The following is a 26,558-nucleotide window of genomic DNA, read 5'->3' as shown; positions in this document are numbered from 1 at the left end:
TCCGGACTCTGCGGAGTCCGGCTCAGGGCTCTGCCCTGAGAACCCGCAGCCTTTGAAAAGGCTGGCGAAACTTTCAGTTAGGGGTGCGGTGGTTTAGGCGTTTTTCTGATAGCGCATCAAAATCGTTGCGACCTGTGCGCGGGTTGCCGAGCCATTCGGGCTGAGGGTTGTCGTGCTCGTACCCGAAATCAGGCCGTTCTTAACCGCCCAATTCATTGCCGGGACAGCGTAGCTCGACACGGTATTTGCATCTGCAAACGCTGCAAGGTTTGCGTCCGCGTTACCGGTCTCCTGACCCTTATACTGTGCGTAACGGTACAGAATTGCTGCCATCTGCTCGCGGGTGACGTTCTGGTTCGGTGCAAACTGGGTTGCGCTCACGCCAGAGACGATACCGTTGGTCTTTGCCCATGCCACAGCCTCGGCGTACCATGCGTTCTGTGCGACGTCGCCGAACGCGGTATCAGCCTTTGCCTGCTCGCCCGACATACGGTAGAGCACGGTGACCAGCATGGCGCGGTTCATATTGGCATTGGGCTCAAAAGTCGTCGCGCTGGTGCCCTGGAACAGACCGTTTTCAACCGCGTAGGTTACAGCTTCGGCGTACCAGTCGGTCGGCTGCACGTCGGTGAACGATACGGTAGGCTTGGTGGTCTCCTCGATCTTCTCAAAGGTAACGACAACCTCATCGGTGGACTTTAAGCCAGTCAGCTTGTTCTCGATGTCCACTTCCTTGCCGTTGACCAGAATCTTTGCGATGCGGTAGCCGTCATCCGGGGTGATGGTGACCGTGCCGTCGCTGTCGGCCTTGACCTTACCGCCCTTGCCGTCGACCGATACCTCCGGGGTACGGTCCTTGTTCGAATCAGTGGTGTTTCCGGCCTCCGGGTGGGATGCGCCGCCCGACGAGCCGCCAGTCGAACCGCTGGTGGAGTTATCACCGCCGGTGCCATTGTCCGAACCATTCGAGCCGTTGTCCGAACCGTCCTGGTCACGGGTAACCGAGAGCGAGACATCGGCGTACTCGGTGCGGCCAAGCGTGCGGTCGAGTACAACCGCACCGGTGACCTGCTTGACCTCAGTGCCCGCGACAACCGACAGCGTGCCCAGTTTGAGCGACCCGTCCGCCGCCGTCAGCGGAGTGCGCGACGCTGCGTACAGGGTGACCGTTCCGGCAGAGCCGTCCACCGTCATCGCATGCGTGTCCGCCGTTCCGGCAAACTGGATGTCGGCGGTGTTGGTCACCTGGAAGGTGACCTCCGCCGCATAACGATCGGTGCCCACATCGGTCAGTACCGCCGTAGCACTCGTGCCCTGTTTGTCAAAGGAGATCGACAGCTCCGCCGCGAACGCGGTCATCGGGAGCATCGCGCCCAGGGTCAGCGCGCAGATACTTGTTTTCATCCAACGCTTCATCGCGTCCTCCATTTCTTCACAAAATCCTATATGCTTACTCTAAAATCCTAATTTCTGTTACTCTGCCAGAATGATATTCGGCATGCTCTCATAGCGCGGTACGCTGATGAATACCGTATCACTGGTCATGCGGGGATCGTGACCCTCAACGTCAACTGCACGCCACATCTGTGCCTTGAACTCGATGATAACCTCGTTATTTGCACCGTGATTATCCTCGTGGTCCTCGTTGACCTTCTTGAAGGCCTCCTGATCGGCGGGGATGAACAGGAAGAAACCGTCGCTGATGGTGCTGACTGCGCCGTCCTCCGGGATTTCAGCAAACAGCAGCGTCTCACCCGAAAGCGTGCGTTCAGATACGGTCGGTGCCGCACTCGAACCCGGCATCATGCTCTGCATCTTGCCAACGATGCGCACGCTGTTGTACAGCGGGTCGCCGCGGTAGCTGCCGGTTACGACGATGGTACCAGCCGGAATCTTCTCGGTGCCCTCGGTCGTCTCGTAGGTGTAATCCTGACCCAGCACACCGATGGACGCGCCCTCAGTGAAGGCGATGTTGTCACCCGGGTAGTCGAGCAGGTGGATATCCTCGAGTGCAACGTCGGACGGAATGCCCGAAATCGCGATCTGCTTTGCGTCGTACATCCAGATACGGGTATCCTGTACACCCGGCTTGTTGAAGTAAGTCAGGAACGAGTGGGTGGGATCGCTCGACTCGTTGACCGTAAAGCTGCCCATCTTGGCAATCGTCCAGTCGCCCTGTACTTCCACCTCGCCAAGGCCTGCCAGCGGTACTGCTTCATTCTCCAGATCAACCACGTCGGTATCTTCGACCTTGTCCTCCGTCGGCTGGGTCGTATCGACTGTCGGCTGCTCGTTCGGCTGCTCGACTGCCGTGCTGCCTTCCTCGGCTGCCGGCTGGTTGGTCACAGCATCCTCATTCTGTGCACCCTCCGCACCTGCCTCCGGGGTGGTCTCCGGCGTAGTCTCCGGAGTAGTCTCGGTGGTTTCGGTCTTCTCTCCTTCGGGAACAATGGTGGTTGCCGGTACGAGAGCGGTCATCGGGATGCTCTCGGTGGGCTGTGTGGTCGGGATCTCATGAACCTTGTCCGATACCAGTACCATCAGGGTACCAGTGCTCGGAACATGGTTGCCGGTGATCTTGATACCGGAAACAGACAGCAGACGGGTCTGATCCTTGACCGTAATCAGCACATTGCCGGTTTCCTCGTCGCGGGTGATCGTGTACTCGCCCGGATCGATGGTCTTATCGTAGGAGATGCGTACGTCGGACGCATGTGCGTCTGCAACCTCATAGCCCAGCTTGTCGATGACGCGCACCGAGTAGCTCAGCGCCATGTTGTTGGCTGCACCGACCGAATCAGTATAGGTCTGGGTCGCCTCACCGTTGCCCATCAGGAAGGCGATCGGGGTGCCATTGCGCAGGATCTCATAGCCCTGCACGCGGTCAGCATCGTCCGAAACCGTAATGGTCAGCTGGACATTGGTATCGTCCTTGACTTCCGCATAGACAGATGCAGTCATCAAAGCCTTGGACTCGCCTGCCAGGCGGTCGCGGCGCGACTGGTCGCTCAGGTACCAGATCTCACGCTCTTCCTCACCGTACGAGGACAGGGTGCTCTTGGTGCTCTCGCTGAGCTCCATACCCCAGCGGGTGAAGAACTCGGTCAGGTTCTTGCCGGTGATTTCGGATGCGATCAGCGCGATACGGTCATCCTTGGATGCGCCGCTGTGCTCTCCTGCCTTCCACTTCTTGAAGAATTCGTTGAAGAAGTCCAGCGAACCTGCGCCCTTGAGTGCGTTGCCCTCACCGTCGTATGCGAGGTGCAGCTGCCAGTACATGCCAAGCTGTACAAAGACATTGCCTGCCTGACCGGGCTTGCCCAGTGCAGTCTTGTTGAAGATGTCCGGGTACATGCCTTCCAGACGGGACGCGCCGGTCATGTTTTCGGTGTCCGCGGTCTGTGCAACCAGCGAGTAAATGTTGTTGGTGATCTCGGCGTAACCGATCTTGTCCATGTTATGACCGATCTCGTGCGCGATGCCCCAGCCGTACAGGCCGTTTACATCGTCAGAGTCGATACCGCCCGCACCGGTCTGACCAAGCGGGTAGCCGGTCACCATCGCACGGGTCTCGTTGTAGTCGATGCCGACATAGCTGCCAGCCGCGAACATGAACGCACCCGAGAACAGACGAGAGAAGCGGATGTTCTGACGGGTCTGCATGGGATACTGGTAGGAATCAAACGCCTGATCGGCAGAGATGATACCCTGGGTCTTGTTTGCCAGGAAGATCAGCTGCTCCCATGCGACAAGCGCACGGTAGAGCTGATTTGTCATATCCTCGGTCGATGCGCTTGCACCGCCCAGGCCGGCCAGCACCTGATCGGCAGGCAGAGACAGCAGCACGCTGGGCGTTGCAATCTCGGTCACGTTTCTGGTGTTGGTCTTTCTTGCCGTTTCATTCGGGAAGCTCAGGCTGGAAACATGTGCCTTGAGCGCCTCGACGTAAGGCGTGAGCAGCGCCTTGCGCTCGCTCTCGCTCTTGTCGTACCACTGAGACGGCTGTATGTTAAGGTAAGGGATTTGGGTAATTACATTTTTGTTTGCCGAAGTATCGCGCACCTGAATCTTGATGCCGTCGGCGTTCGAGCCGCTGTACTCGATATACAGCGAACCGCCGCGCTCACCCGAACCGCTGTTGCCAATCTGGCTCAGCCAGATGCGATTGCGGCCGTTGTGCAGTTCGTAGCTCTTGGTGGTTGCGCTGGTCTCGGAATACTGCTGCCACTGGACGAGCTTGATGCTGTCGCCTTCCTGTACGCCCTCAACGTAGAGCGAGATGGACTGGTTGGACAGTGCCGACAGGCCGAGCGGCTGGAGTGCCGAAGCCGACTGGCCGTACTTGCCGTCTGCCGAAGCGGTGCGCGAGGTAAAGCCGGTGCGCACGTTCAGCTCGCTATCCTTCTTTTCGAGCAGCTGCTGTGCGTTATTCAGCTCGTCGAGCAGAACCTCACGGTTTACATAGTAAGCATCTGCATCGCTTGCGCGAGCGCGCAGCGCATCAATCTTGTCCTGATCGACACCCTCTGCCAGTGCAGTGTGGCTGTCGTTTGCGAACAGTGCGGTGATCGAATCGTCCAGATCGCCGTACTCATAGAACGCGACTTCGGTCAGGCTCAGGTTGCCCGCGCCTGCCCACTGGCTTGCCTCGACGGTCAGCGATTTTACCGTGCTCTTGGGGAACTTTACGATGAAGTAGGTATTGTCTTTGCCCTTTTCAAAGGAGACATTGGTGACACGCTCGCCGTTGATCCACATGTTGAACGAATCAAAGTAGTCGCGGTAACGCTTGCCGGACTTCTCCGGGTCGTTGCGCAGATCGGGTACGTAGATGAGATAGTTCATCTCATATTCCTGATCGAAGGTAAAGGTGAACGCTCTGCTCTCCGACCAGGTCCGTGCGATCCAGCCGGTGTTATAATTGCCGTCGTAGACCGACTTGGGCAGCTCACCGCGGCTCAGGCCCCAGTGTACATTGCTCGTCGGATAGGTCGCGCTGGTAATAACGCTGTTGTCCAGACGGTTGACCGTCGGCAGCTTGGGGCCTTCGATCTCGGACAGCTTGGGTGTACCCTCCGCGGTCAGCGACACCGGGCCGTTGCCCTTGCTGTTGACACCGAATACCTGTACCTCGTAGGTCACGTCGTTTTCCAGACCGGTGATGGTCGCGGAAGACTGGTAAGAGCTCGGCAGAACGGTAAATTCGCCCTCGCCCTTGACGCGGTACTGGACACGGCTGGAAACCGTATCCTTGCCCGGCTTCCAAGTGACCGTCAGGAACCCATCGCCCGGGGTGACCGTGACAGAGTCCGGCTTGTCGGGTACACTGTTCGGCTGCGGTGTTGCATTGACGACCTTGGACTTGCCGCCCTCCCAGGTCTGACCGCCTGCGTTGGAGATCGGCGCGACCGCAAAGTAATAGGTCTTGAGGTTTTCCAGATTTCCGACCGTGTAGGTGGTCTGCTCGGTCTCGACCGTGCTGGTCAGCTTGTCCGCGCTCGTGCCGTAGTAGATCTTATATCCGGTGATGTTCGGGAAGGCATCCCAGGTCAGGGTGACCTGCTTGGTGCCTGCGGTTGCCTGAACGTTCTTGACCTGTACGTCCTCGACTGCCGGTTCCTCGGGCACGATGTCCTGTACGAACTTGATCTGCTCAACGACAACCGGCTGGTTGTCCTTGACCTCGACCTTAATGGTGATCTTCTTGACCGGTACGCGCTGGCCGAGCGAGATGGTGACCGTCTTGCGGCCGTCATCGCGCACCTGCATGGCAAGCACGCCGTCCGGGTTGCTGTGATCGAAGGGAACCTCAATGGTCTCGCCGTTGACCAGCTCGGCTATGACCGTACCCTTTTCAACCGGGTTGGCCGTCGAGCTGACGATGGAGACCTGCTCCATCTCAACGCCGCTCTCCTGCGCCGACTGTGCCAGCGGAATGGGAAGTTCCAGCTCGCTCGCGCCGCTCTTGGGCATCAGCGTGACCGCCTGACCATCATCGGTGAACAGCGAAGCGACGTTGCCGGATTTGACCTCCACCTTACTCTCAATCTCAGCCGCAACCGTTGCGGTGTCTACGACCTTGGCCGTAATGACCGTGGTGTTGAACAGCTGTGCCTCACCGGTCGCGCCCGACGCCATGGTGACTGCCGCGAGGTCGTAGATGTCGACCTTGCCGTCACCATTTAAGTCGGTCTTGCTGTCGTTGGTGCTCAGCTTGCTCTTGACGATGTCAACGTCGCTCGTGTTGATCGCGTTGTCACCGTTCAGATCGCCCTGGGTGAACGTCGCGTCGCCCGTACCCAGAACAATGCCCTTGGAGTACTGCGACAGCGTGAGTTCGTCGCTCTCGTACGTCTTAAAACCTTCTGCTTCAAATTTCAGATGATAAGTATTCTCATCTTCTTGTGCAGACAGACCGCGAATGTTCACGTCGATGTAGTTTACCGTCTGATCGGTGGTGCGCTGCGACACCTTACCCGATGCCGTCGTGCCGTCAGAGAAGGTCAGCGTGCTGTCCTGACTGAGATCGCCGGTCGCAATTGGCTTGTCGCCCTGAAACAGGGTCAGTTTTGCGCCGATTTCCTGTAATTTTTGACTGGAAATCGGATAATCCAGACGAATCGTAGCCTGAATTTCGCCGGTCGCCCCGGTCGTTCCAGCCGCGCTCTTTCCCGCGCTGACAGTGCTGACCGCTGCCGCCTGCGGCAGGCTGCCCAGCAGTCCAACGCCCATTGACGCGGCCAGTACGCCTGACAACGCCCGATGATACCATTTCATGATGCTCTCGCTTCCTTTCTTTCCAGCCGTCTGACCGTCTGTACGTGCGGCTCCTTTTTGGTTATATTTTAATTCATTTTTTCGTTTTAGCCTCGAATATTGTAACACACACTTTTTCCTTTGTGTACCCCTAATTTTGTTTTTTGTGAATTTTTTTACCAAACGGCAAAAAGCGGTCGACGCAGGAATGCGCCGACCGTCAAAGTGCCGAAAAATCAGGTTGTTTCTTTTTGATGCGGGTGCATGGGGAATCGCAGCGTAACCTTGAACAGGTCACCGTCCACCGACAGCTCGAACCGTCCGCCCATGCATTCGGTCAAGCTGCGTGCAATGGACAGTCCCAATCCGCTGCCCTCGGTTGCGCGCGATGCGTCACCCCGGACAAAGCGCTCCATCAGCTCATCGGTGTCGATGTTCAGCGCCTCCCGCGAGATGTTCTTGACCACAATGCTGCTCTGTCCGCCCTGCTCGGTCAGATCCAAATAAACACGTGTACCCGGCATGGCGTACTTGACCACGTTGCCCAGCAGGTTGTCAAACACGCGCCACAGCAGGCGGCCATCAGCCGTGATCGTACAGCTCTCACCGCCGATGCGCAGCACGGTCTCGAGCGACTGCGCGGTCAGACGCTCGCTGTACTCGCCCACCGCCTGCCGCAAAAGCTCGGCCGCGTCGGTCGGAGCAAGTTCGACCGTGATGTTGCCCGTCGAGGCCTTAGACGCTTCAATCAGGTCTTCGAGCAGCTTTTTGAGTCGGTTGGACTGGCGCTCGAGCACGTCCGCGTATTCTCTTGCCTCCTTGGGCTGGGGATCGGTCTTTTTGAGCAGATCGACATAGTTGATAATGGAGGTGAGCGGGGTCTTGATATCGTGGCTGACGTTGGTGAGCAGCTCTGTTTTGAGGTGCTCGCTCTTCATGCGTCGTTCGACCTCCACCGCACAGCCGCTCGAGATGCGGTTGAGCATGTCGGCATTGCGGCGGAACGGTCCGTGCAGATGGGCGGTGTCGATCTTATAGGACAGGTCGCCTTCGGACAGGTGCTTGGCGCCCTCGATTAGGCGCGACAGCTGGGACAGTACCCACGCCAATCCGACGAGGGAACCGATGGCCAGCAGGGTCACAAATACACCGACCTCAAAGCTGCCCGACGCCACGCCCACAATCCAGAACGCTGCGATGATACAGCCCCCCCACAGCATACCCGTCCACATGATGCTCATGCTCGATGCCATCTTGCACAGACTGCGCCAGATGTATCCGCATACGCTCTTGACCCGGCCCAGTACCCGCTGGATGCCCGAGCCTTCCCACTCGAACGCCCGAGCCTTGTCCGCGACCTGACGCGCAGCGTCCTGCGCCTTCTGCGCAAATCCGTGCACGGTCTCCTTGGCCTTGTCGCCGTCCAGCACCAGTACAAATCCGGTGTCCTTGTCCCGCTCGTCCGGTTTGGTTTCTTGGAACGAAGCATCTACCGCCTGCTCAATCGATCGCACCATCTGTACGGTCTTTTGCTCGTGGTACTGCTCACGCTTGCGCTTGGCAAACAGATAAATCGGATTGCAGATATAAAAGGTAAGGGTGGTGCGCCACAGACGGTGTGCCTTGATGCGCACGGTCAGCGACCGCAAGACGAAAAAGCATACCAGTACGAACGCCCAGATCAATACCGCGGTCAGAGTCAGCAGAAAATCAATGCCGTACGCCGGGTAGCTGACCATGACCTCTGCTGCATCCACGGTCGTATAGGCCGGAGCGGTGTACGTATAATTGAAGCCTTCCCAGATGAGCTGGAACGCACAGTAGGCGACAAGCAGCAGAACGCCCAGCAAAATCACTGGCCAGCGGTCGAAAAACCGCAGGCGGATGCCGTCCTGCTCGGTCTCGTTTGCCCGATGACCGGCCGCAAGCAGCAGGTAGAGTCCCAGCAGCACACTCAGCACAGCCGCCGCTGCCGCACCCGGGAGCAATCCCATACTCGTCACGCCATGCACAAACCGATAGCCGGTCAGATACCGACCCAGTGCGTCATCTTCCACCGAGAACGCGCGGTCAAATCCAACGTCAATGCGCGCAGGCTGTCCGTTCGATTGCTCGTAACTGGTCGAAGAGACCAGGATGCAATTTTCATCGACCCAGTCGCCGCCCAGCGTGGACAGCGTTCCGGTCATCTCCCCGTTGCTGTTTACACTCACCATACGCACGCGCACATTGCTGCGCTGGGGCGCATACTCACTTTTGAGCACGGTCATCTGCTGGTTTTCATAAGGCACATCGCTGTTTGAATACCGGTAATAGTCCTTCATATCGGCAATACTCTGACCGTAATAGCCATTGCCACCCGGGCCGCACATGGCCAGCGTCTGCACATATCCGGTCTCAGTCACGCTCTGGCCGGACAGCGCACCGATCGAAAGTCCGTAGACCGTGACGACACCGCCAAAGCTCACCACCAGCAGAGACACGGCTAAGACCAGTGCCGCAAGCAGCTTGACGCCCGCTTGATATCGCTTTTTCATGTCGCCGCTCCTCCTTTCTCGAATTTATAGCCCTGTCCCCAGACGACCTTGACATAACGCGGTTCGGCCGGGGTAATCTCGATCTTTTCCCGCAGATGACGGATGTGCACAGCGACCGTCGAGTCGTTGCCGTATGCGTCCTCCTTCCACACTGCCGCGTAGATCTGCGCACTGGAAAATACCTGTCCGGGGTTTTGCATGAGCAGCTTCAAAATACTGTATTCGGTCGGGGTCAGCGTCACCGGGTCACCGTCCACGGTCACGCTCTTGCTCTCATCGTCCAGCGTTACGCCGCCGATGGTAATGACCTTGGGTTTTTTCTGCTGCTCGGCTTGCAGCGAACCCAGCATGGTATAGCGCCTGAGCTGCGACTTGACGCGCGCGACCACCTCCATCGGGTTAAAGGGCTTGGTCACGTAGTCGTCCGCACCGATGGTCAAGCCCAGCACCTTGTCGGTGTCCTCGCTCTTGGCCGTCAGCAGAATGATCGGAATGTTGGTCTTTTCGCGCAGTTTGGCCGTCGCCATAATACCATCCATAACCGGCATCATAATATCCATCAGTGCCAGATGTACGGTGTGTTCGTCCAGAAGATCGAGTGCTTCCTTGCCCGTGTACGCCGGGAGTACCTCATAGCCCTCGGCAGACAGATAAATCTTAAGCGCGGCCACGATATCACGATCGTCGTCGCAGACCAGAATCGTATACATCAAAAAGTCCCCCTTTCGCCCGCCTATGCGGGCTGCTTTCTTTCCTGTCTCTATTCTCTCACAATCTTTTTTAAAATCCTAGAGGGCAAACGATTAAGATTTTTTTAAGACCCTTCCTTTTCCTTTCCTCCGGCAATTGACATGTGCCGCACTTTCGAGTACTCTAACAGTAGGGCTTTTCGCCAATGCAAAACAAATCCATTCATTTTTCAGGAGGAATCTCACGATGGAACTCGGTATTAAGGGATATAAGGAACTGACCGTCACCGAAGATCTGCTCGCAAAGAATGTCGGCAGCGGTCTGGTCGCTGTCTACGCTACCCCCATGATGATCGCCGGCATCGAGGGCACCGCTGCCGAAAGCGTTGCTCCCTACCTCGAGGAAGGCCGCACCACGGTCGGCACCCAGATGAACGTCTCCCACGTTGCTGCAACCCCGGCTGGCATGAAGGTACATTTCGAGACCGAACTGGTCGAGATCGCGCCCAATGGCAAAATCCTGACCTTTAAGGTTGCCGCTTACGACGAGGCCGGTCTGATCGGTGAGGGTACCCATCAGCGTGCGATTGTCGCAAAGGAGCGCTTTGAGGCCAAGGCACAGAGCAAGCTTGGCTGATTTTCTCCCAATCACCCCCAGTTCTTTCCCCGTCCCATTGACAGACTACCGCTCTGTTTGGTATAATAATTGGGCTGGAAATCGCCGCCATGGTGGAACTGGTAGACACAAGGGACTTAAAATCCCTCGCTAGAAATAGTGTGCGGGTTCGATTCCCGCTGGCGGCACCACAAAAAAATCCCCGTATCGAAAGATACGGGGATTTTTTTGTCCTTTTGGAAGGATTTGGAATTTTTTGGGGGTGCGCCGCGCTTGCGTATTTCTAACAGAATTCTAACAAATTCGAGAAATATGCTTGCACGATCAAAATGAGATTCTTGCACAGTATACACGCCATTTTACAGAATTGTATCTGTATATCATAAGCACACACTTCATAATCAACTGAAAATCATTGTCTGACTTTTCAGGGCGCTTTACTGACCGATTTACGCGCTTTTTTACCTCCTGCTGCGCCCGAACACTCGTTCCGGCCTTACATCAGCGACACGGGCACCAGATAGACTGCCGGTACCTTTTCGGTCAGCCACACCCCGTTTTCCGCGCGGTAGAACGGATATCCGTCCGCGTACATTTCCCCGCTCAGCACCTGATACACAATGGGTGTCCCATGCCGCGCACCGACCTTTACCGCGGTCGCATAGTCGCCGGACAAATGCACATACTGCCGTCCCATGCGCTGCAAGCCCTGCTTCATAATGCCATCGTGAAAGCGCGTTGCGCTGCCATGCCAGAGTATGTCGGGCGGCTGCTGCGCCTCCAGCTCCAGATCCACCGCAATCGAATGCCCTTGACTGGCCCGGATTTTACGGCCGTCCGCACTCAGCGCATACCGCTGCTTTTCATCCGTACGCACAATCTCTTCCAGCATCTCCCGGTCAAACGGCCGGGTTCGGGCAATCCCCCGGAGCAGTGCGTCCACATCCGCCCAGCCGTGGGCATCCAGCTCAATACCAATCACCTCCGGATGATGGCGCAGCACATAGGCCAGAAATTTCCCCAGATTCCGCTGCTTTCCCATGTTTGTCCCTCCTCTTCACAATCCATCCGAATGAGCCACGCGCGTGGCCGTCGGCTCTTCTGTTTCTGCCGGGGCGCCCGTCTGCACACCCTCGTATACCGCCAGACGCTCCAGCGCCTGCCGCGGATGGCTGAGACACTCGTGCAGATACAACCCGTCCAGCTGCCATCCGGCTGCATAATGCGCCCGGCGCATGGCGGTATCCATCGGATAGCACGCGTCCTGCTCCAACAGTGCCAGCCACACCGGCCCGGACGGAGTATACAGCGTCAGTCCATCGGCCTGCGCATGCACTTCCCAACCATATAGTTCGGTCAGCACGCGGGCAATGTACGAAGTCTGCGCACGATCTTCCTGACAATCCAGTCCCCACGCACGGCGCAGCAATCCTTTGCCCCAGTCCGCCCCATATCGATCCGCGTCCAGCAGCCACAAAACCGCACTGTCCATGCTGCCGCGCATGGCTTGCTCGCACACGGACTCCGATAAGTCCGGACACAGCACAACCGTGTCGAACTGCCGCACGGCCAGCACCTCCGGTCCGTCGCAATACAGATTCCCGGTCAGCAGCACATCCTCGGGCAGAGATTCCCGCAGCATCTGTGCTGTTTCTTCCCGGTCCGCACACACCACCACAACCCTCTCGCCCCGCCGCAGCGCCTGACCGGCCAGCGTCAGCACGCTCCGGTCATCCTGTGCCTGCCACGAAATCTGATATTTCCGGTCTGAAATCTGTCCTTTGGACAAGGCTTCCGCCGCCCGGCAATATTCCATCGTGCCATCCGCGCAGACAAGATGCACCTCGGGTACCCGTACCGGCCGCAATGTGATGCGATATCCCTGTCCGATGCCACGGTTCCACGCCGCGCACTGTGCATCCAACATACCCTGTCCATCCAAAATCCCGACCGCAAACCTTTTCGTCTGCATCTCCTGGGTCAGATAGATGAGCGCACAGTCGGCACCATGCACCGCACCGGGTTCGCTCCGTACCGCACGGTGCATCTGTGCGTACAGCAGCGGATCGGCTGCCGCCCGCGCGGCCGCCGCCATGCGCATGCGCAGCGCACGAACCTCCCGCTTGGTCTGTTCCCACTGCATCGTCAGGCTGCGTTCGTGCGCAAGCCACTGACCCATCTGCCGTGAATCCTGCGTGCGCCGACTCTTTTCCAGCCAGATTTCCTGCAGATCGACATCCGGACAGGCCTTTCGTTCCAACTGCTCGGCCCACAGCGGCGTAATGCGCCGTACCTGCTCCACCACCGCGCGGCGTGCCTCGATCTGTGCCCCGCGTGCAGCATATGCAGCCGCATCCCGCGCCGCACGGTACGCTGCTGCGTCCAGTCGATGTACCGCCTGCTGCACCAGCTCGGGTTCTCCCGACAGTCTGCTGCACAAGTCGGTACGCGCCTGCGCGACCGCATATGCCTGCTCGATACACGTTCTGGTCTCATCCGAGAGTGGAAAGCTGTCTGCCTGCAAGTGCAGACCGTTCCGGCTGCACGCAATACACGCATCAAGCACGCCGGCCAGCACCTGAGGATCTCCATCAGGCACGGGCGACTGCCCGCGCAGCGGCTCCCATGCCCGTCTGATCGCCTGCCGGCAGGTCTCCAGTTCCAGCGCAACCCGCGCCGCGCGGCACTGTTCACGCGTCCGGGGCGGCTTGCCATCGACCAGCATGTGATGCTTCTTGGCTGCCGCTCGCACCGCTCTCCACATACTCCACTCGCTGTGCGTGTACGGTTCGCTGTCCTCCCAGACCGCGCATACCTCCTCCAATTCACACAGGGTCTGTAAGGCTTGCGCACGTTCGGACGCGCGTCCGCGGTAAGAAACCGTATATTCCAGTACGTCGGCCTGTCCGCTTGTACATGCGCCTGCCGCGCGGAAGGCTTCGGCCAGCACCTCATACAGTGCCATCTGCGCCCGATTGCGGCAGCTGAGTACGTCATACAGCCAGTCTTCCTGCGCCAGCAGGTTGGAAAATGCATTCAGCCGCAGCACCAGACTGCCGGTATCGGCATCCGTGCCCGGATCTCCCACACCCAGCTGCAAGCCGTCCACCCGGATGGCGGCCGCCTGCCCGTTCTGACGGACGGGCGCTGCCAGATAACGCCGGGCACACTGCTCCCAGCGTGCCATGAGCTGCTCTGCCTCGTCAGGCTGGCATGCCATATCGGTCTGCGGCGGCTGGCGCAGCAAATCAATCTGCGCGGGTGTCAGCGGAAACGCACTGCCCGGCGCGATGGCATCGGGCAGCACACGGTCGTGCGCGGCCTGCTCTTCCGGCGTGGCCTGCGGCTGTCTGCCCAGCGCTTTAACGGTCTCACGCGCGGCTTGCAGCCGTCCGGACAGCGCATCCAGCTGCGCCTGCATGCGTTCGGCCGTCCGGCTCAGGGTCTCGGTCTGGTCCATGTCCTCCAGCACCCGCGCCGCAAGCTGCCGCACCCGCTCCGCGTCATCCCATGCGCACAGCACGGGCACATCGTCGGAAAACTGCGCCCGCAGCGCCAGCAGATGATCGCGATTGCGCGACGCCAGCACCACCCGCTCGCCCTGTGCGGCATACACGGTCGCAGCCGACGCCCAGCTGCTCAGATCGCACGCGCCCAGATCTTCGGGCAGCTGCGCTTGCTGCACCGCTGGCTGTGCCCGGCACACAACGGCCAGTCCAATCACCTCGGGCTGCACCGTGCAATAACCGGACAGCAGGCGGCTCCACAGTCCCAGCAGCGCGGGCAGGGCATCGTCCGATGCCAGTCCATCCAGCATCTCACGCATGCTGGCCAGCGTATCCCCATCCACGCCAAAGGTCTCGCGCAGTGTGTCCGCGCACAGCTGCCAGCCGCCGTCGGACGGGCAAATACAGGGCGCTTGCTCCCGGTACGTCACCCGGGCGGGCAAATACAGCACCGGAACCTCCGCGGTTCCGTCCGTGCTCAGGCCGCGCACGATCAGCAGCTGCTTTTCCTGCACTGTGCATGGATACATCTGCTCCATCACCTGCCGCGCTGTCTCAGTCTGCCTGAGTTCCTGTACATCCAAAAGCACGGTCTGCCACAGCAATTCATAGCCATATAGTTTCATATCAATCCCTCCCAGCCGCTGATATTTCTGTTTTCTGATGGGTCTATTATAGCCGCCCGTCAGCTGGTCGGTCAATCAAATCCCCTGTATGGTTTTTTCGTCCTTTTCCCGGCCTGCACGAGCGAAAAATCCATAAACCGCCTGTTCTAGCCTTTTTCATTTTTCCGTGATACAATAAGGTATCGACAGAAAAAACGCATGTTTTCGACACAAGGGGGATGGGTCTATGAGACGAACGGCTTTGCTGCGGCGACTGATGCTGCTGGGTCTGACACTGCTTTTGCTGCTCACCGGCTGCGCACGCTCCACGGACGGGCGATACGGTTACAAATTGCCGCAGATCAGCGATCCCGATCCGACGGCCCTCATCATCGGTCTGGACACCAGTGATTCGATCTTCTCCTACTTCCCGCTCCTCGAAGTGCTCGGCCATGTCCTGCCCGAGGATCTGCCCATCCGGCTGGTCGCCGCGACCAAAACCGGCAGCTACTTCGAATGGGATGACCTGCGGCAGGTATCCGACTGGGCCGAGCTGTCCAACCACCTCACAAGCCAGCCGCGCGGCACGGTCAATCCGGCTTCGCTGGCCGAGTACATTCTGGAAACCTACGCCGCGCCCGAAAGCGCACCACTCGTGATGATTCTATCCCCGAACATCGCGGACTATCAGTGGAAAAACGTCAACACGCTGTCCGGCGAGGTCGGCGCGGCGCTCAAAACCTACACCCTGCCGCGCAGCAACACGGCCGCGCAGGCAATGACCAGCACCATTGACATCCTGCAGAACATCGGCGAAATCCTGCACTTACAGACGGTTGCCCTGACCACCGACAGCGCACAGAATACCGCCTTCACCCTGCCCGATGTAGGTGTAGAACAGATGTCCTTTGTCATCCAAGGCACGCCTGGCATCCTGTCTTACAAAGATGATACCCTGTCGGACGAGCAGGACCGCCTGCAGTTTTCTTTCCCGGATGACAGCACGCTGTCCACCCTCGCATACACCGTACCGCAGCCCAAAACCGGCAGCTACACCCTGCGTGAAACCGGTGCGGACAGCGTTGTGTGGCTGGTCATCCGGCATACCATGGAAATGGAGTGGACGCTTTGTCCGGAATCGGGCGAATACATCCGCGCCGGACAGCCCATGTATCTGCAAGGCGAACTGTCCCGCGCAGACTCGCGCTATGTCCTGCCCCGCGATGCGGCCTTCGGCTGTGAACTGCGCGTAAACGATCAGACGCAGCCGCTCGCCCTCGCGCGTACCTCGTTCCCGCTCTCGCTCTGGCACACCCAATTCACCAGTCCGGCCTTTACGCTGGAGCCGGGCAGCCAGTACGCCCTGACCTTCACGGTCGAATACCCGGATTTCGGCACTCTGCGCTTTCGCCACAACCGAGGCTACGCCCTGACCATGGGCAATCTTCCGCCCTATCTGCACGCTTGGCCGGTCGCGCGCTGGAGTCAGGGGCAAACCGGTACCCTGACCGTCGATCAGTTCCTGTCCGATCCAGAGGGCGGCAGCATCACCCTGCTGTCCGCACAGGGCGGTGACCGCATTCAGGCATCGGTCACGTCCGATGGCACACTGGCCTTGCAGGCAAGCAATCCCATTCTGGCGTTCGGGTATATCGGAGTCTCGGCCATCGATCAGGATCTGCGCGTCTATGCCGACACCATTCCGGTGCTGTACACCATCCTGCCGCTCGAACTGCTGTACCTGCTGGCAGCTCTGCTGCACGTTCTCGTGCTCTGGATCATCGCACTGGCCAGAAAAACCATGTCAGCCGGTGTTTTCTTCTCCAGTATCATTCTGGGCCTGATCTGGCCGGTACAGGATGTATGCCGGATTGTCCATGCCCTGTTCCGCACGATTGTTCCGACCGCGAGCACCCGCGCCGCAAAGAGACGGCGGCGGCAGGCGCGCAAGCGTCAGAAAGCCAAGCAAAAGCAGGAAGCTGAACAGGCAAGACAGGCACAGCAGCGGGAGGCCGAACAGGCGCGGCAGGCACAGCAGGCCGAGGCACAGCGGCGCATGCTGCAAGAGTTCAAAGCACTGTGCGCCACGCTGCGGCAGGCGCAGGAAGATCTGCGCGAAAAGGCCCAGCGCCTGCGCAATGACCTGACCGTCTATCAGTGGGCGCAGAAGGCCCGCTCACGGCTCACGGCTGCGGCTTATTTCCGCATCTATCCGCAGGGACTGGAAGCGCTGGACGCATTTTCTCCCGATCAGACCACGCAGGCCGTACAAGAGCTGGAAGCCTATGCGGAAAAGATCGGCAATGCACTTGCAGAGGCCTCCAAGCAGGAAAAACACCTGTCTGCGGATGTTCTGCACACACTCCAGCATCTGGAAAGTGGTCTGCCCGAAGTCCGGCATTACCAGTCTTACCGCATCACCAACAAGGACGTCCTGCAAGCCTATCTGTACTTCCATCCGTCCGCCGCACTCACGCCCGCGCCCGTTCTGGTCAAGGCCGTCGGCCCCGGACAGTCGGGTGTACACTATCTGGGCTATGGTGATGCACTCACCGACGGCTGCCTGCATCTGGGCGACGTACTCATGTACGGTGTACCCAATCAGCCCACCCAGCTGCTGTCTGCTCTGTCTGCGTCCACTTCGGAGATCTATCTGCTGCCCATCCACCGTGAGGGACAAGACGGCTATCTGGCACTGACTGCACACCCATCCTTTGTTAATCTGCACGCGGTCACACCCGCGCCCTGCACGTTCCTGTGCGCCGGCGCAGAATACCAGCTGTCCGGCACTTCGATCATCGTCGCGATCAAACCCGTCATCCGCTGAATTGGAGGTCATCCGATGCCCAATCATTTCTGTCCGCAATGCGGCACGCCGCTGGCAAAAGATACGGTAAGCTGGCGGGTGAGCTTTCCGCCCGAGATCATCGATGCACCCGATGCGCCGTTCCTGCTCGACTTCCTCAATGCCCGCATGGGCAGTGCCGAGGTGCGCAGCGCCGGTGAACTGCTGCTGACACCCGAAGAATGGCATGCCCTGCAAAGCGATCTGCGCGCAGCAGGCGACCCCGATCAGACCATTTCTATCCCGGACAGCAGTACCTATCAGTTCACCGCCCGTCTGCGCGACCATACCCCGGTCAGTTTGCAGGTATCCGCCTGCTGTCCCCACTGCGGACAGCCGCACGGCGGTCTGCCCGGTCAGGATCTCCCGGCCGACTTCTTCCAGTTTGAACGGGTCATCGGTGTGGCCATCGCCGGTGCGGTCAGCTGGGGCAAGACCTGTCTGCTGCTCAGTCTGCTCCTCGATCAATGCGCCGCGCTCAACCGCGCAAGTGCTCTCAATCCCTGTCTGCCGCACAGCAAGCAGACCCGGTTTTACTTTACCGCCCCCCGTCTGTCCGACCGCGTGCAGGAAATGCTGCGCCAGCTGAACTATTCACCCTACCGCTGCCCGCAGGGCACCCGTGCGCTGGACGCGCCCATCCCGCTCGAAATGGACGACCGTACCACCGGCAAGCGCTATCTCATCCTGCTTTATGACACCGCAGGTGAGTTTTACAACAACAATCAGGCCGCACAGCTGCGCTTTCTGCGGTACGCCGCCGGACTGATCTACCTCATTTCCCCCGAACAGACGCTCTTACGGTTCTCGGCTTCGCACGCGTGCACGCTGCAGCCGCTTTCAGAAGAAGAACAAGCACGCATGCAGGCTGACCCCAGCCGGCGCATTCCGCCCACCGTCTGGCGACGACAGGCGCGTACCCCACCGGTCGTACCCGCCGGTAATTTGCTGCGCGACCTACGCGGCCTCAACGGCAGTCAGAACCTGCTGCCCTGCGCCCGTGACCAGCATGTCGCCTATGTTCTGGTCAAGGCCGACCGCCTGTATGGGGACGCTTCGAACGCATTCTCACAGCTATGCGGCGCGGACGCACTGAAACCTGAACACTTCAGCATACAGCCCGGTGCCTACTACATGCGCAGCGAGGTCAATGCCCTGCTGTTTGACCACTTTATCGGCGCGCTCCCGCATGCATTCCAGCCATATTTCCCGCATTACTCCCTGCACACCGTATCCGCTCTGGGCAGCGAACCCGTCGTCGATCCGCAGAGCAATCTTTACCACCTGACCCAGCCTCCGGCGCCCCATCTGGTGGAAGAGCCGCTGCTGTCCGTCATCCGGCATGGTTTAACTGAAACAAGGGGTTGATTCTGTTGATTTTCCATCACTTCATATACACCCGGCAAGATCAGGCCGGCTGGGGATTGCTTGACACAGCGCCCGATACACCCGACCGCGATGCGGTCGAAGCCATCTGCCGCAGCATGCCCGCCAGCGAGGACGGCCCGCTGTACGCACTGGTTTACAGTCCTGCGCTGCATGGTCTTGTACTGTGCGCCAGCATGGTCTGCGAGAGCGGCAGCGATCACCGCGGACGGTGCATCGTCCATGCCCTCGTAGCCGATGACCGGCAGGCGCGTGCCAATCCGGCACTGGCCGCACTGCCCGCTCTGTACCTGATCCCGGATTGCGCCCTGCCGTCCGAAGCATCGGGCATCGAGGACTTTGCCGTGCCCGCATCGCCCACGCCCGACACGCTCGTCCACCATCTGCACGGTCTGGGACTGTCCCCCGATCAGCTGCCCGCCCTGCTCTTTTTCCTGTATCGCGCTCTGCCCCGGCACACTGCGGTCTTTTCCCTGCCCATCGCATCTGACTGCACGCCAGCAGACGCGCTGTATGCGCTGGCCGAACTGCTGTCATGGGTGACGCCGCCCGCCCTCATGGGCAGCTGCACGCTGGGCACCGGTACCGAATCGACCGGTAATCTGCGCTTTTTGCTGTCCCGGCAGGCCGACAGCACCCTGCCCGAACTGTCCGATCCCGCTTCGATCTTTTTCTATACCCACGCGGCCGATGCGCTGCGCTCCGACCCCGCCGGATATCAGCAGTTCCTGCAGGATTTCGTCCTGTGCGTCCTGCCCGACATGACCCCCAGCTGGCAGACCTACCCGTTTTTGTATCTGCTATCCTACTTGGAATCCAACGGCAGCGCATGCCTGCAAGATCCCGACATCTGTGCCATCTATACCCCGCAGATCGACCTGTTTTTCTCCTATCAGACACAATATCCCGCGCTGCGCGACCGGCTGCACGCCTTACTGTGCGCACTGGCCGAGCATCTGACGGCACAGCCCGATGTCTATGCCGCCCTGCTTGCGCGTCTGACCGCAGCCGGAGACGCGGCTGCCTTTGCCGCCCTGCCCGATGGGCTGCGCACCGACGCCGCCCGTCTGTGGATTGAACGCACACTGTCCGACTGTCCGGACAAACGCACCGCGCTGACACGCTGTCAGGATGCACTGTCCTATCTGCCCGAACCCGAGCGGTGCAGCCTGTGGAAAACCCAATTTTCCCCCGCCCTTGTCACCGGCTCTTTGCCCGATTATATCGCCGCCTTGCAGCGCTTTGCGCTGGCAGACCCGACTCCTTGGTTTCAGGACGGACTGCAAGCAGCTCTGCATCGCATTTTTACACCCGACTGGCACTTGCATCCGGAAAATCGCCGCAAACTTACCACACTAGCGCAGGCCGCGTCCAAATGCGGTCTGTCCGCATGGTTTGACCAGCAGATCATACACCAGATCGACCGGCTGTTTGCAGACCCATCCGACCGTCAGCTGTGCTACAACGCCTGCCGCCAAATTCTCTGGGATCTGCTGCCTGCCGTCGGCAAGCATCTGGAACGCTACAAGCCGCCCGAACCGGTCGTATCCACACCCGCAAGCACCGCGCCGCCGGTACAGGCACCATCTGCCGCACCGGCCGCTCCGGCCCAAGCGCCGCAAGACCTCGAGCAGTGGCTCGCGCAGTACAATCAGCTCACCGCCAGCCTGCGGCACCTGCTTATGCATCAGCAGACCCGTCTGCCCGAGTCGTTTTCACGCGATCCGGCCTTGCAGCAAATGGTGCGCGAGGCCGCCATGCACATCGGCCTGACAAAAAAGCAGCTCCGTGAGCTGCTTGGTTGGTGGGGTTCGCTGTTTTAGAGATTTTGACAAAAGGCATCCAGCCATGTCCGCGCACACAGGCCGTACGCCGGCCGCGCACCCTGCGCAAGCAGGCGCCGCAGCGCCGGTGTCGGTGCCTCTTCCCCGCGTGACAGGCCGAGCAGCTCGCACGCAAGCGTGCGCAGCGCCAGCACCCGCCGCAGTTCATTGCAGCCCAGTCCGTCCCACAGTGCCTGACCGGATGCATCCCGGAAAGCCGGGCCGCGGGTAAAGGTCTGCGCAGTTCCCAGCATCTGTGCCCCGGTGAAGTCGATCATACGGAAATCTGCGCCCGCGCGGCCGATCAGATTATTCAACCGGATGTCCCAGTACAGCAGTCCGGCCTGCTCGAGCACCTCGGTCATGTGCAGCACGCGCTCCAGCACCTGCGCAACCTGCCGCTCCATCTCCCGATGGTCAAACGTAGACAGCGGCTGCATGCAGCCACCCGGCAGATACTCCATGCACACCGCGGGCAGCGGGTCATCGGTAAAACCAAAATAACGCGGAAACAATCCGCCTTCCATCTGCTGCATGCGCTCGGCCTCCAGCCGCAGCGCCGCGCCATACCGTGCCGCAGCCGATGGCGTCCGGCAGCGCTTCCACATCCGATCCCCCTTACGCTCGAGCACAAAATGCAGGGTATAAATCTTATCCTGACACATGAAATCCCCTCCCCATCCCGCATTGCGGTCACACGTCAGCGCCCCCGCGCTGCTTTGATACTGGTATTATATCACGCTTGCTCTCTCCACGGAAAGGAGTCCCGGACATGGAGGCAACTTATTTCTTCGATTCTCAGGTTGGCGGCCGCGAGGACAATCAGGACTGCGGCCTGTTTTACGCCTTCCCCTTCCCCCAGCCCGTCTCGGCATTCATTCTGGCCGACGGCATGGGCGGACTGTCCCACGGTGCCGACTGCGCCCGCAGCACGGCCGCCGCGCTGTGCGCCGAGCTGCTGTACGCCCTCTATCCCACCATTCTGGCAGGCAATACGCTGTGCGGTGAGGACGTCGCCCGCGCCCTGAAAACATCCATGTGCGCCGCCGCCGACCGCGTCTATGAAGCCGGACGCGACCGCATGTCAGCTGCCGGAAGCACGCTGACCGCCGCCCTGCTGACATCAGACAGTCTGGTGGTTGGTGTCATCGGCGACAGCCCGGCTTATCTGGTCGAGGACAGCCATGCGCAGCTGCTCACACCGCTGCACAATCTGGCCTTTTCGCAGGGGATTACCCCGAATATGCCCGGATACGCGCAGGCTTCCTGCCGTCTGACCCAGTGCATCGGCACCCGTCCGGGTGACTGTCTGACCCCGGCGCTGTACACCTGTCCGCGCAGCAGTCTGTCCGGCCGCGTACTGCTTTTAGGCTCAGACGGCGCATTCGGTGCGCTAACCGACGTACAGATCGGCGAGCTGGTACAATCGCTGCGCGATCAGCCCCATGCGGTCATCCCCGCACTCTTTGCCGCCGCACGCCAGAGCGGTTCCACCGACAACCAGACCCTGTTCACCGTCTTTTTGTAAAGGAGGTCATGCCATGTACCAGAAGCCGCCCTGTCCCTTTCCCAAAGGACAGTCCATTGCGTGGCAGGTATACGATGCCGACCGGTTATTCTGGCAGGCACTCGGTGCACCCCTGATCGATCACGACGGCGGCAAGTTCGTTTTGCTGCAAACGGTCAGTGATGACGTATTCGGCGGGCAGGACGCCAACGCCCGCAACTGGAAATACGGGCAGTTTGTCGAAGTAAATGGCCGGCGTTTTTTCCTCAAGTATCTGTCCGAGCGCCAGATTCAGCAGGATGCACACGAACAGCGCCCCAATTATGCCGCGCAGGAAGCTGCATTTTGGTCGTACTCCCCGCGCCTGTGCCGCTCATACGGCTACCAGACCATCTCGCGCTACCGCACCGACACCGTATGCGGTACGCCCGATGCACGCAGCGAGGTCTATCACGCCGTCCTGCTGGAGGCTCTGCCCGGCATACCGGCCGCCCAATGGATTGCGCAGCATTATCCCGATGGCGCCCCCCCTGCCATCGGCCTGCCACTTGCGCACATGCTGCTGCAGGCCATTGCCGACTACGGCGCCGGTGCGTCCGCGCCCCGGCATCTGGATATCCGTCCGCACAACATCATGATCGACGGGGTCGATCAGCCCACCCTGCGCCTGTTTGACTACGATTGGTGCCACACAAGCACCGGAGTCGGACACACGCTACTGCTTCTGCGCAATCACTGCATCGAGGGCAATGACTTCTATCTCATCCCGCTCGGTGACCACGCCATCAGCTGCCGCTGCGATCTGTACCAGTTTGCACTCACCGTATGCTACTTTTTTACCGGCTTTCACTGCCGTGCCAAGTTCCCGGCCAACGCCCATGATCCCAAGGACATGCGCAACTACGGTCTGCCCGAGGCAATCCGCGGCCGTCTGGCCAAACAGGGTCTGGACGGTCTGGCCAATGTGCTTACGCGCTGCCTTGCGCCCATGGACAGTCCGAATGGCTACGCCGACGTGTGCGACGCTCTGCGCGATCTGGAACGTCTGACCGTGCGCACGCAATCGCCCATCATCGCCCGCATGGTCTGGCGCTTTGGAGATACCATCACCCACACCACCCAGCTGCCGCTGCTGCCTTTTCAGCCCTATCCACTGATTTTCGGGGCATGTATCGGCCGCACCGCCAAAAAGTCCCGGTTTCTCGGGCAGACATTGGCCTCGGTCTACTGGAATCCCCAATCCCGTTCCTTCCATGCGCTCATCTGGGACGACACCCTGTGCACATCCTGTACCGTGCCCGACGGGCTGCTCCTGCGCTTGGCCCTGACCCCGGACGGTCAGCCCGCGCAGTCCATATTCACCACCTGTACCATCTCTGCACTCGACTACTAGGAGGGATCACCGCAATGACGCTGCACACGCTCTTTTTACTCGACACCTCACTGTCCATGGCGCCCATCTTTCAATCTCTGGTCGATTACGTTCTCTGTCCGCTGGCAAATACATTGCAGAAGGGCAGAAAGGCCGGCTGTACCTTCCGGTTCAGCCTGTTCTGCACGCCGGAAAACCATCTGATGCTTCAGGGCGGTGATGCCGACCATCTGGAAACCGTGCTCAACCAACTGACACTCGGCGGCGGTGATCCCGACGGGAATGAATCCATTACCTCCGCACTCCAAGCCATCTTGCCGCAGGATACCTCCGCCCCGACCGAGGATTGTCGGTATTCCCTGTGCATTATCAGCGACACGCTTGCGTTTGCCGATGCGGTCGGCAATGAGCTGTCATTTGACGCACCCGACAATCTGCTCTCGGTCATTTTCCTGCATCATCCCGACTGTACGACCAGTCTGATAGCACGCTCCCGTGCCCTTGACTCTGTTGAAGTGTCTATGTACCCGCTGAACAACGAGCTGCCCGGAAAGGTTTCGAACATTGCCCTCAAAATCAGCGATACCGTCCTGCTCAATTCCAATTTGTTCTGATTCCCGGAGGTGATGGTATGACCCGCGCCCGCCCGCTGCCCTATGATGAGTACATGATCCGCGATCTGGACGACTTTGTCCCGCACGATCTGGGACAGCTCAACACGACCGCTTCTGCGCCCGACGACAGCTGCGCCCCCGAAGTGCTCTTCTGTCTGGCCTTTGATCAGCGTTATGAGCCGCTGCCGCCCCGGCTGCGCATGCCCGCAGAACTGCTCTACCGTGCGGAAGAGGCCGTACTGGCCCGCTTCAGTACCCTGTACCGTGCACTGTGCTGCGGCACGGCCGCCCGGCCATTCTCAGATATCACGGTACCAGATACCCTCGATCACACACTCTTTTCCTATTCCCTGCGCTGGTCCCAACCGCTCTTTCAGTCGCTCTCACAGGCCTGTGCGCTGGCCGAAAGCATCCCCCAGCGCCCCGGTACGGCACCCCGGCTGATCCTGCTGACCGATCTGCCGCCCGACCATCTGCCCCGGTCGCTGTTCGGTCTGGTACTCAATCGGCTGGCCCGCGCACGTCCCGGCCTGCGTGCCGCGCTGCTCTACTGCGGTACCGAACAGACCGTATGGATCGCCCGTCTGGGTGAGATGCAGGGCGCAATACAACCCATACTGCCCCACGATTACGGCAGTATGTACGACTTTCTGTTCTCCGGAGGTACATAATGCAATTTTCAGACTATTTGAATACAGCCATGCAGCGCTGCGGTCTGACCCAGAAAGAACTGGCCGCGCAGGTCTACCGGCCCACCGAGCAGGCCAGCGGCATCCGTCCCATCACAGCGCGTACCCTGCAGCACTGGCTGAGCGGCACTTCCCTGCCCGCCAGCCGTCTGACCTATGTCAGTCTGGGCCTCGCCCTCGGACTGGATTACGCCGATATTTCCGCGCTCGTCCGCACCTACACCGGACGCGATCTGTTTGTGCGCACGCCGGAGGATATCCCGCTCAGTGCTGCCGCGCTCCGGCTGTGCAGCTGGGAGGAGTATCCCGCGTTCTGTGCACAACTGGACCAGATCGCCGCGCAAAACCCGCCCGCTCCACAGGATATCCTGCAATGGGCCGGGGAGGGGCCGACCCGCGAGCTGCAAATAACCTTTGCTGCCTGCCGGACGCAGGAGGCGTTTCTGGACTGCTTCCGGCAGTCTCTGCCCAGTATTATGGCCGGCACCAAGCGTCTGACAAACGAGATCGAGCACATTTATACCCTGCACGCGCCAGACGGCCTTGCGCTCTATACCCATCTGGAAAACCGTCTGCCCTTCCTCAGCTCCAACTATGAAAAACTGCGCAGCGGACGCTTTGACAGCGGTACGGCCGTCCTGACCATCCGTCTGTGCCTGTTTTTGGGATTTTCTGCCCAAGAAATCGATCAGGTACTGTGTGCCGGACATTATCAGCCCACGGCAGGCAGCATGCTCGGCAATCTGCTGGCGCAGGCGGCCATCCCGGGCAGAAGTCAGCATGAAATCTGGACGGCACTCGAGCAGCAGGCCGCGGCGTGCGGCGAGGAACTCCCGCCCCGCTTGCAGTACAAGTACCTGACCGGCCTCAAGCCGGTGGAAAAGGGACTGGCTGCCGTACTGTTCGGCTGCGCCCTGCTCTGCGGACGATACCGCGAGGGCAAGCGCTTTTTTACCTGTCTGGCCAATCTGGATTCTCTTTTACTCGGCTGTCTGTCCGGGCAATACATTCACCGCCCCCTGCAAACCCTGCTCCGGCAGATTCCCACTCTGTATGCCATCTCTCCCGGGCAGGTACAGCCGCCCCGCGTATTCGTCCAGCAGATCCTGCCCGCTCTGCTCGATCAGGCCGAGGCGCACAAGCTGTCCGAGCTGACCCGTCCCATGTTCGGTCTGCCGCAGGCGCAATACGCCGGTGATTTCCGCTCTGCCGCACTCGGACAATCGGGTACGCTGCGCGGCCCGGTTCCCGGTTCCGCCGCCTACTGTCTGCCGCCCGACCTGCTGCCCGATCCCATCTCAAGCGCCGACCGCGGACGGCTGGCCGAAGAATACTTCTTTGCCGCCCTGCTCTATACCCTGTTCTGGGGACGCATTTACTGCGGTCAGCACCAGATGCCCATCCCGTCCGATGCGTCCTCTCCTACCGATCTTCGTCTGTACGGTCTGGTCAGCCGCTACTGCGCCGCCCACCTGCATCCGTCCCGTCCGCTTGCGGTCTCCCCGGCTTACGGCTCTGCCGTCCGGCTGGACGCGGACGGCCGCACCGCCCGCATCGAAGCCCTGCTGACCGAGCTGACGGCCGTACTGGCAGACCGCTGAACGCGAAAAAAC

At 59.9% G+C, this 26,558-nt stretch carries 16 protein-coding genes and 1 tRNA gene; 10 read left to right on the top strand and 7 right to left on the bottom strand.

The features are described 5' to 3' along the window. Nucleotides 1–93: 93 nt before the first annotated feature. From B5D52_RS14870 to B5D52_RS14855, 4 genes are all read right to left on the bottom strand, one after another. Nucleotides 94–1,416 carry an S-layer homology domain-containing protein gene (locus tag B5D52_RS14870; protein WP_016149150.1) on the bottom strand — a complete coding sequence of 441 codons (1,323 nt, stop codon included), beginning with the start codon at nt 1,414–1,416 and terminating at the stop codon, nt 94–96. Nucleotides 1,417–1,473: 57 nt separating this feature from the next. Further along, nucleotides 1,474–6,777, bottom strand: a complete 5,304-nt coding sequence (locus B5D52_RS14865) for a M60 family metallopeptidase (RefSeq protein WP_016149149.1) — start codon at nt 6,775–6,777, stop codon at nt 1,474–1,476. A gap of 215 nt (nt 6,778–6,992) precedes the next feature. Then, nucleotides 6,993–9,293, bottom strand: coding sequence for a HAMP domain-containing sensor histidine kinase (locus B5D52_RS14860; protein WP_016149148.1), 2,301 nt, complete (start codon nt 9,291–9,293; stop codon nt 6,993–6,995). After that, on the bottom strand, nt 9,290–10,003 hold the full coding sequence (locus tag B5D52_RS14855; RefSeq protein ID WP_016149147.1) for a response regulator transcription factor: 714 nt from the start codon (nt 10,001–10,003) through the stop codon (nt 9,290–9,292). Before B5D52_RS14855 ends, B5D52_RS14860 begins: the two co-directional genes overlap by 4 nt. A gap of 226 nt (nt 10,004–10,229) precedes the next feature. On the opposite strand from B5D52_RS14855, the gene B5D52_RS14850 reads away from it, so the two are divergent. Both B5D52_RS14850 and B5D52_RS14845 read left to right on the top strand, forming a co-directional pair. Then, the gene (locus B5D52_RS14850; protein WP_016149146.1) at nt 10,230–10,619 is read left to right on the top strand and encodes a thioesterase family protein; all 390 of its coding nucleotides are present in this window, start codon (nt 10,230–10,232) and stop codon (nt 10,617–10,619) included. Nucleotides 10,620–10,702: 83 nt separating this feature from the next. Next, nucleotides 10,703–10,789: transfer RNA gene (locus B5D52_RS14845), tRNA-Leu, on the top strand. Nucleotides 10,790–11,094: 305 nt separating this feature from the next. Here B5D52_RS14845 and B5D52_RS14840 read toward each other — a convergent pair. Beyond that, nucleotides 11,095–11,640: an RNA 2'-phosphotransferase gene (locus tag B5D52_RS14840; protein WP_016149145.1), complete on the bottom strand. Its 546-nt coding sequence runs from the start codon at nt 11,638–11,640 to the stop codon at nt 11,095–11,097. A gap of 15 nt (nt 11,641–11,655) precedes the next feature. Then, the gene (locus B5D52_RS14835) at nt 11,656–14,730 is read right to left on the bottom strand and encodes a hypothetical protein (protein WP_016149144.1); all 3,075 of its coding nucleotides are present in this window, start codon (nt 14,728–14,730) and stop codon (nt 11,656–11,658) included. Nucleotides 14,731–14,956: 226 nt separating this feature from the next. Between B5D52_RS14835 and B5D52_RS14830 the strand changes: the two genes are divergently transcribed. From B5D52_RS14830 to B5D52_RS14820, 3 genes are read left to right on the top strand one after another with little or no spacing between them, the layout of a single operon-like run. After that, nucleotides 14,957–17,536 carry a hypothetical protein gene (locus B5D52_RS14830; protein WP_016149143.1) on the top strand — a complete coding sequence of 860 codons (2,580 nt, stop codon included), beginning with the start codon at nt 14,957–14,959 and terminating at the stop codon, nt 17,534–17,536. A gap of 15 nt (nt 17,537–17,551) precedes the next feature. Beyond that, complete coding sequence (locus B5D52_RS14825; RefSeq protein ID WP_016149142.1) at nt 17,552–18,922, top strand: hypothetical protein; 1,371 nt, start codon at nt 17,552–17,554, stop codon at nt 18,920–18,922. Then, nucleotides 18,919–20,763, top strand: a complete 1,845-nt coding sequence (locus B5D52_RS14820) for a hypothetical protein (RefSeq protein WP_016149141.1) — start codon at nt 18,919–18,921, stop codon at nt 20,761–20,763. Before B5D52_RS14825 ends, B5D52_RS14820 begins: the two co-directional genes overlap by 4 nt. Here the strand turns inward: B5D52_RS14820 and B5D52_RS14815 are convergent. Further along, entirely contained in the window at nt 20,760–21,428 is a 669-nt protein-coding gene (locus tag B5D52_RS14815) for a protein kinase family protein (RefSeq protein ID WP_016149140.1), read from the bottom strand. The two genes, B5D52_RS14820 and B5D52_RS14815, sit on opposite strands and share 4 nt — an antisense overlap. Nucleotides 21,429–21,535: 107 nt before the next feature. Here B5D52_RS14815 and B5D52_RS14810 point away from each other — a divergent pair, with 107 nt between their 5' ends. Genes B5D52_RS14810 through B5D52_RS14790 form a run of 5 tightly spaced genes read left to right on the top strand, consistent with a single transcriptional unit; the run spans nt 21,536 to nt 26,546 of the window. Then, nucleotides 21,536–22,291, top strand: a complete 756-nt coding sequence (locus B5D52_RS14810; RefSeq protein WP_016149139.1) for a PP2C family protein-serine/threonine phosphatase — start codon at nt 21,536–21,538, stop codon at nt 22,289–22,291. 13 nt (nt 22,292–22,304) lie between these two features. Further along, entirely contained in the window at nt 22,305–23,663 is a 1,359-nt protein-coding gene (locus B5D52_RS14805) for a protein kinase family protein (RefSeq protein ID WP_016149138.1), read from the top strand. 14 nt (nt 23,664–23,677) lie between these two features. Further along, nucleotides 23,678–24,256, top strand: a complete 579-nt coding sequence (locus B5D52_RS14800; RefSeq protein ID WP_016149137.1) for a hypothetical protein — start codon at nt 23,678–23,680, stop codon at nt 24,254–24,256. Nucleotides 24,257–24,273: 17 nt separating this feature from the next. Then, on the top strand, nt 24,274–24,927 hold the full coding sequence (locus B5D52_RS14795; protein WP_016149136.1) for a hypothetical protein: 654 nt from the start codon (nt 24,274–24,276) through the stop codon (nt 24,925–24,927). Next, nucleotides 24,927–26,546: a hypothetical protein gene (locus B5D52_RS14790; RefSeq protein ID WP_016149135.1), complete on the top strand. Its 1,620-nt coding sequence runs from the start codon at nt 24,927–24,929 to the stop codon at nt 26,544–26,546. Before B5D52_RS14795 ends, B5D52_RS14790 begins: the two co-directional genes overlap by 1 nt. Nucleotides 26,547–26,558: the final 12 nt, after the last annotated feature.

It is taken from the genome of Butyricicoccus pullicaecorum DSM 23266 (genome assembly GCF_900167005.1).
GTDB classification, from domain to species: domain Bacteria; phylum Bacillota; class Clostridia; order Oscillospirales; family Butyricicoccaceae; genus Butyricicoccus; species Butyricicoccus pullicaecorum.
The sequence above is the reverse complement of the archived record's forward strand: the minus strand, read 5'-3'. Positions and strand labels throughout refer to the sequence as shown.

Bases quoted from the DNA above. Each gene is read 5' to 3' on its own strand.
- B5D52_RS14815 (WP_016149140.1), bottom strand. From the start codon at position 21,428: ATGTGTCAGGATAAGATTTATACCCTGCATTTTGTGCTCGAGCGTAAG.
- B5D52_RS14830 (WP_016149143.1), top strand. From the start codon at position 14,957: ATGAGACGAACGGCTTTGCTGCGGCGACTGATGCTGCTGGGTCTGACA.
- B5D52_RS14810 (WP_016149139.1), top strand. From the start codon at position 21,536: ATGGAGGCAACTTATTTCTTCGATTCTCAGGTTGGCGGCCGCGAGGAC.
- B5D52_RS14840 (WP_016149145.1), bottom strand. From the start codon at position 11,640: ATGGGAAAGCAGCGGAATCTGGGGAAATTTCTGGCCTATGTGCTGCGC.
- B5D52_RS14790 (WP_016149135.1), top strand. From the start codon at position 24,927: ATGCAATTTTCAGACTATTTGAATACAGCCATGCAGCGCTGCGGTCTG.
- B5D52_RS14855 (WP_016149147.1), bottom strand. From the start codon at position 10,003: ATGTATACGATTCTGGTCTGCGACGACGATCGTGATATCGTGGCCGCG.
- B5D52_RS14870 (WP_016149150.1), bottom strand. From the start codon at position 1,416: ATGAAGCGTTGGATGAAAACAAGTATCTGCGCGCTGACCCTGGGCGCG.
- B5D52_RS14795 (WP_016149136.1), top strand. From the start codon at position 24,274: ATGACCCGCGCCCGCCCGCTGCCCTATGATGAGTACATGATCCGCGAT.
- B5D52_RS14800 (WP_016149137.1), top strand. From the start codon at position 23,678: ATGACGCTGCACACGCTCTTTTTACTCGACACCTCACTGTCCATGGCG.
- B5D52_RS14860 (WP_016149148.1), bottom strand. From the start codon at position 9,293: ATGAAAAAGCGATATCAAGCGGGCGTCAAGCTGCTTGCGGCACTGGTC.
- B5D52_RS14835 (WP_016149144.1), bottom strand. From the start codon at position 14,730: ATGAAACTATATGGCTATGAATTGCTGTGGCAGACCGTGCTTTTGGAT.
- B5D52_RS14825 (WP_016149142.1), top strand. From the start codon at position 17,552: ATGCCCAATCATTTCTGTCCGCAATGCGGCACGCCGCTGGCAAAAGAT.
- B5D52_RS14805 (WP_016149138.1), top strand. From the start codon at position 22,305: ATGTACCAGAAGCCGCCCTGTCCCTTTCCCAAAGGACAGTCCATTGCG.
- B5D52_RS14850 (WP_016149146.1), top strand. From the start codon at position 10,230: ATGGAACTCGGTATTAAGGGATATAAGGAACTGACCGTCACCGAAGAT.
- B5D52_RS14865 (WP_016149149.1), bottom strand. From the start codon at position 6,777: ATGAAATGGTATCATCGGGCGTTGTCAGGCGTACTGGCCGCGTCAATG.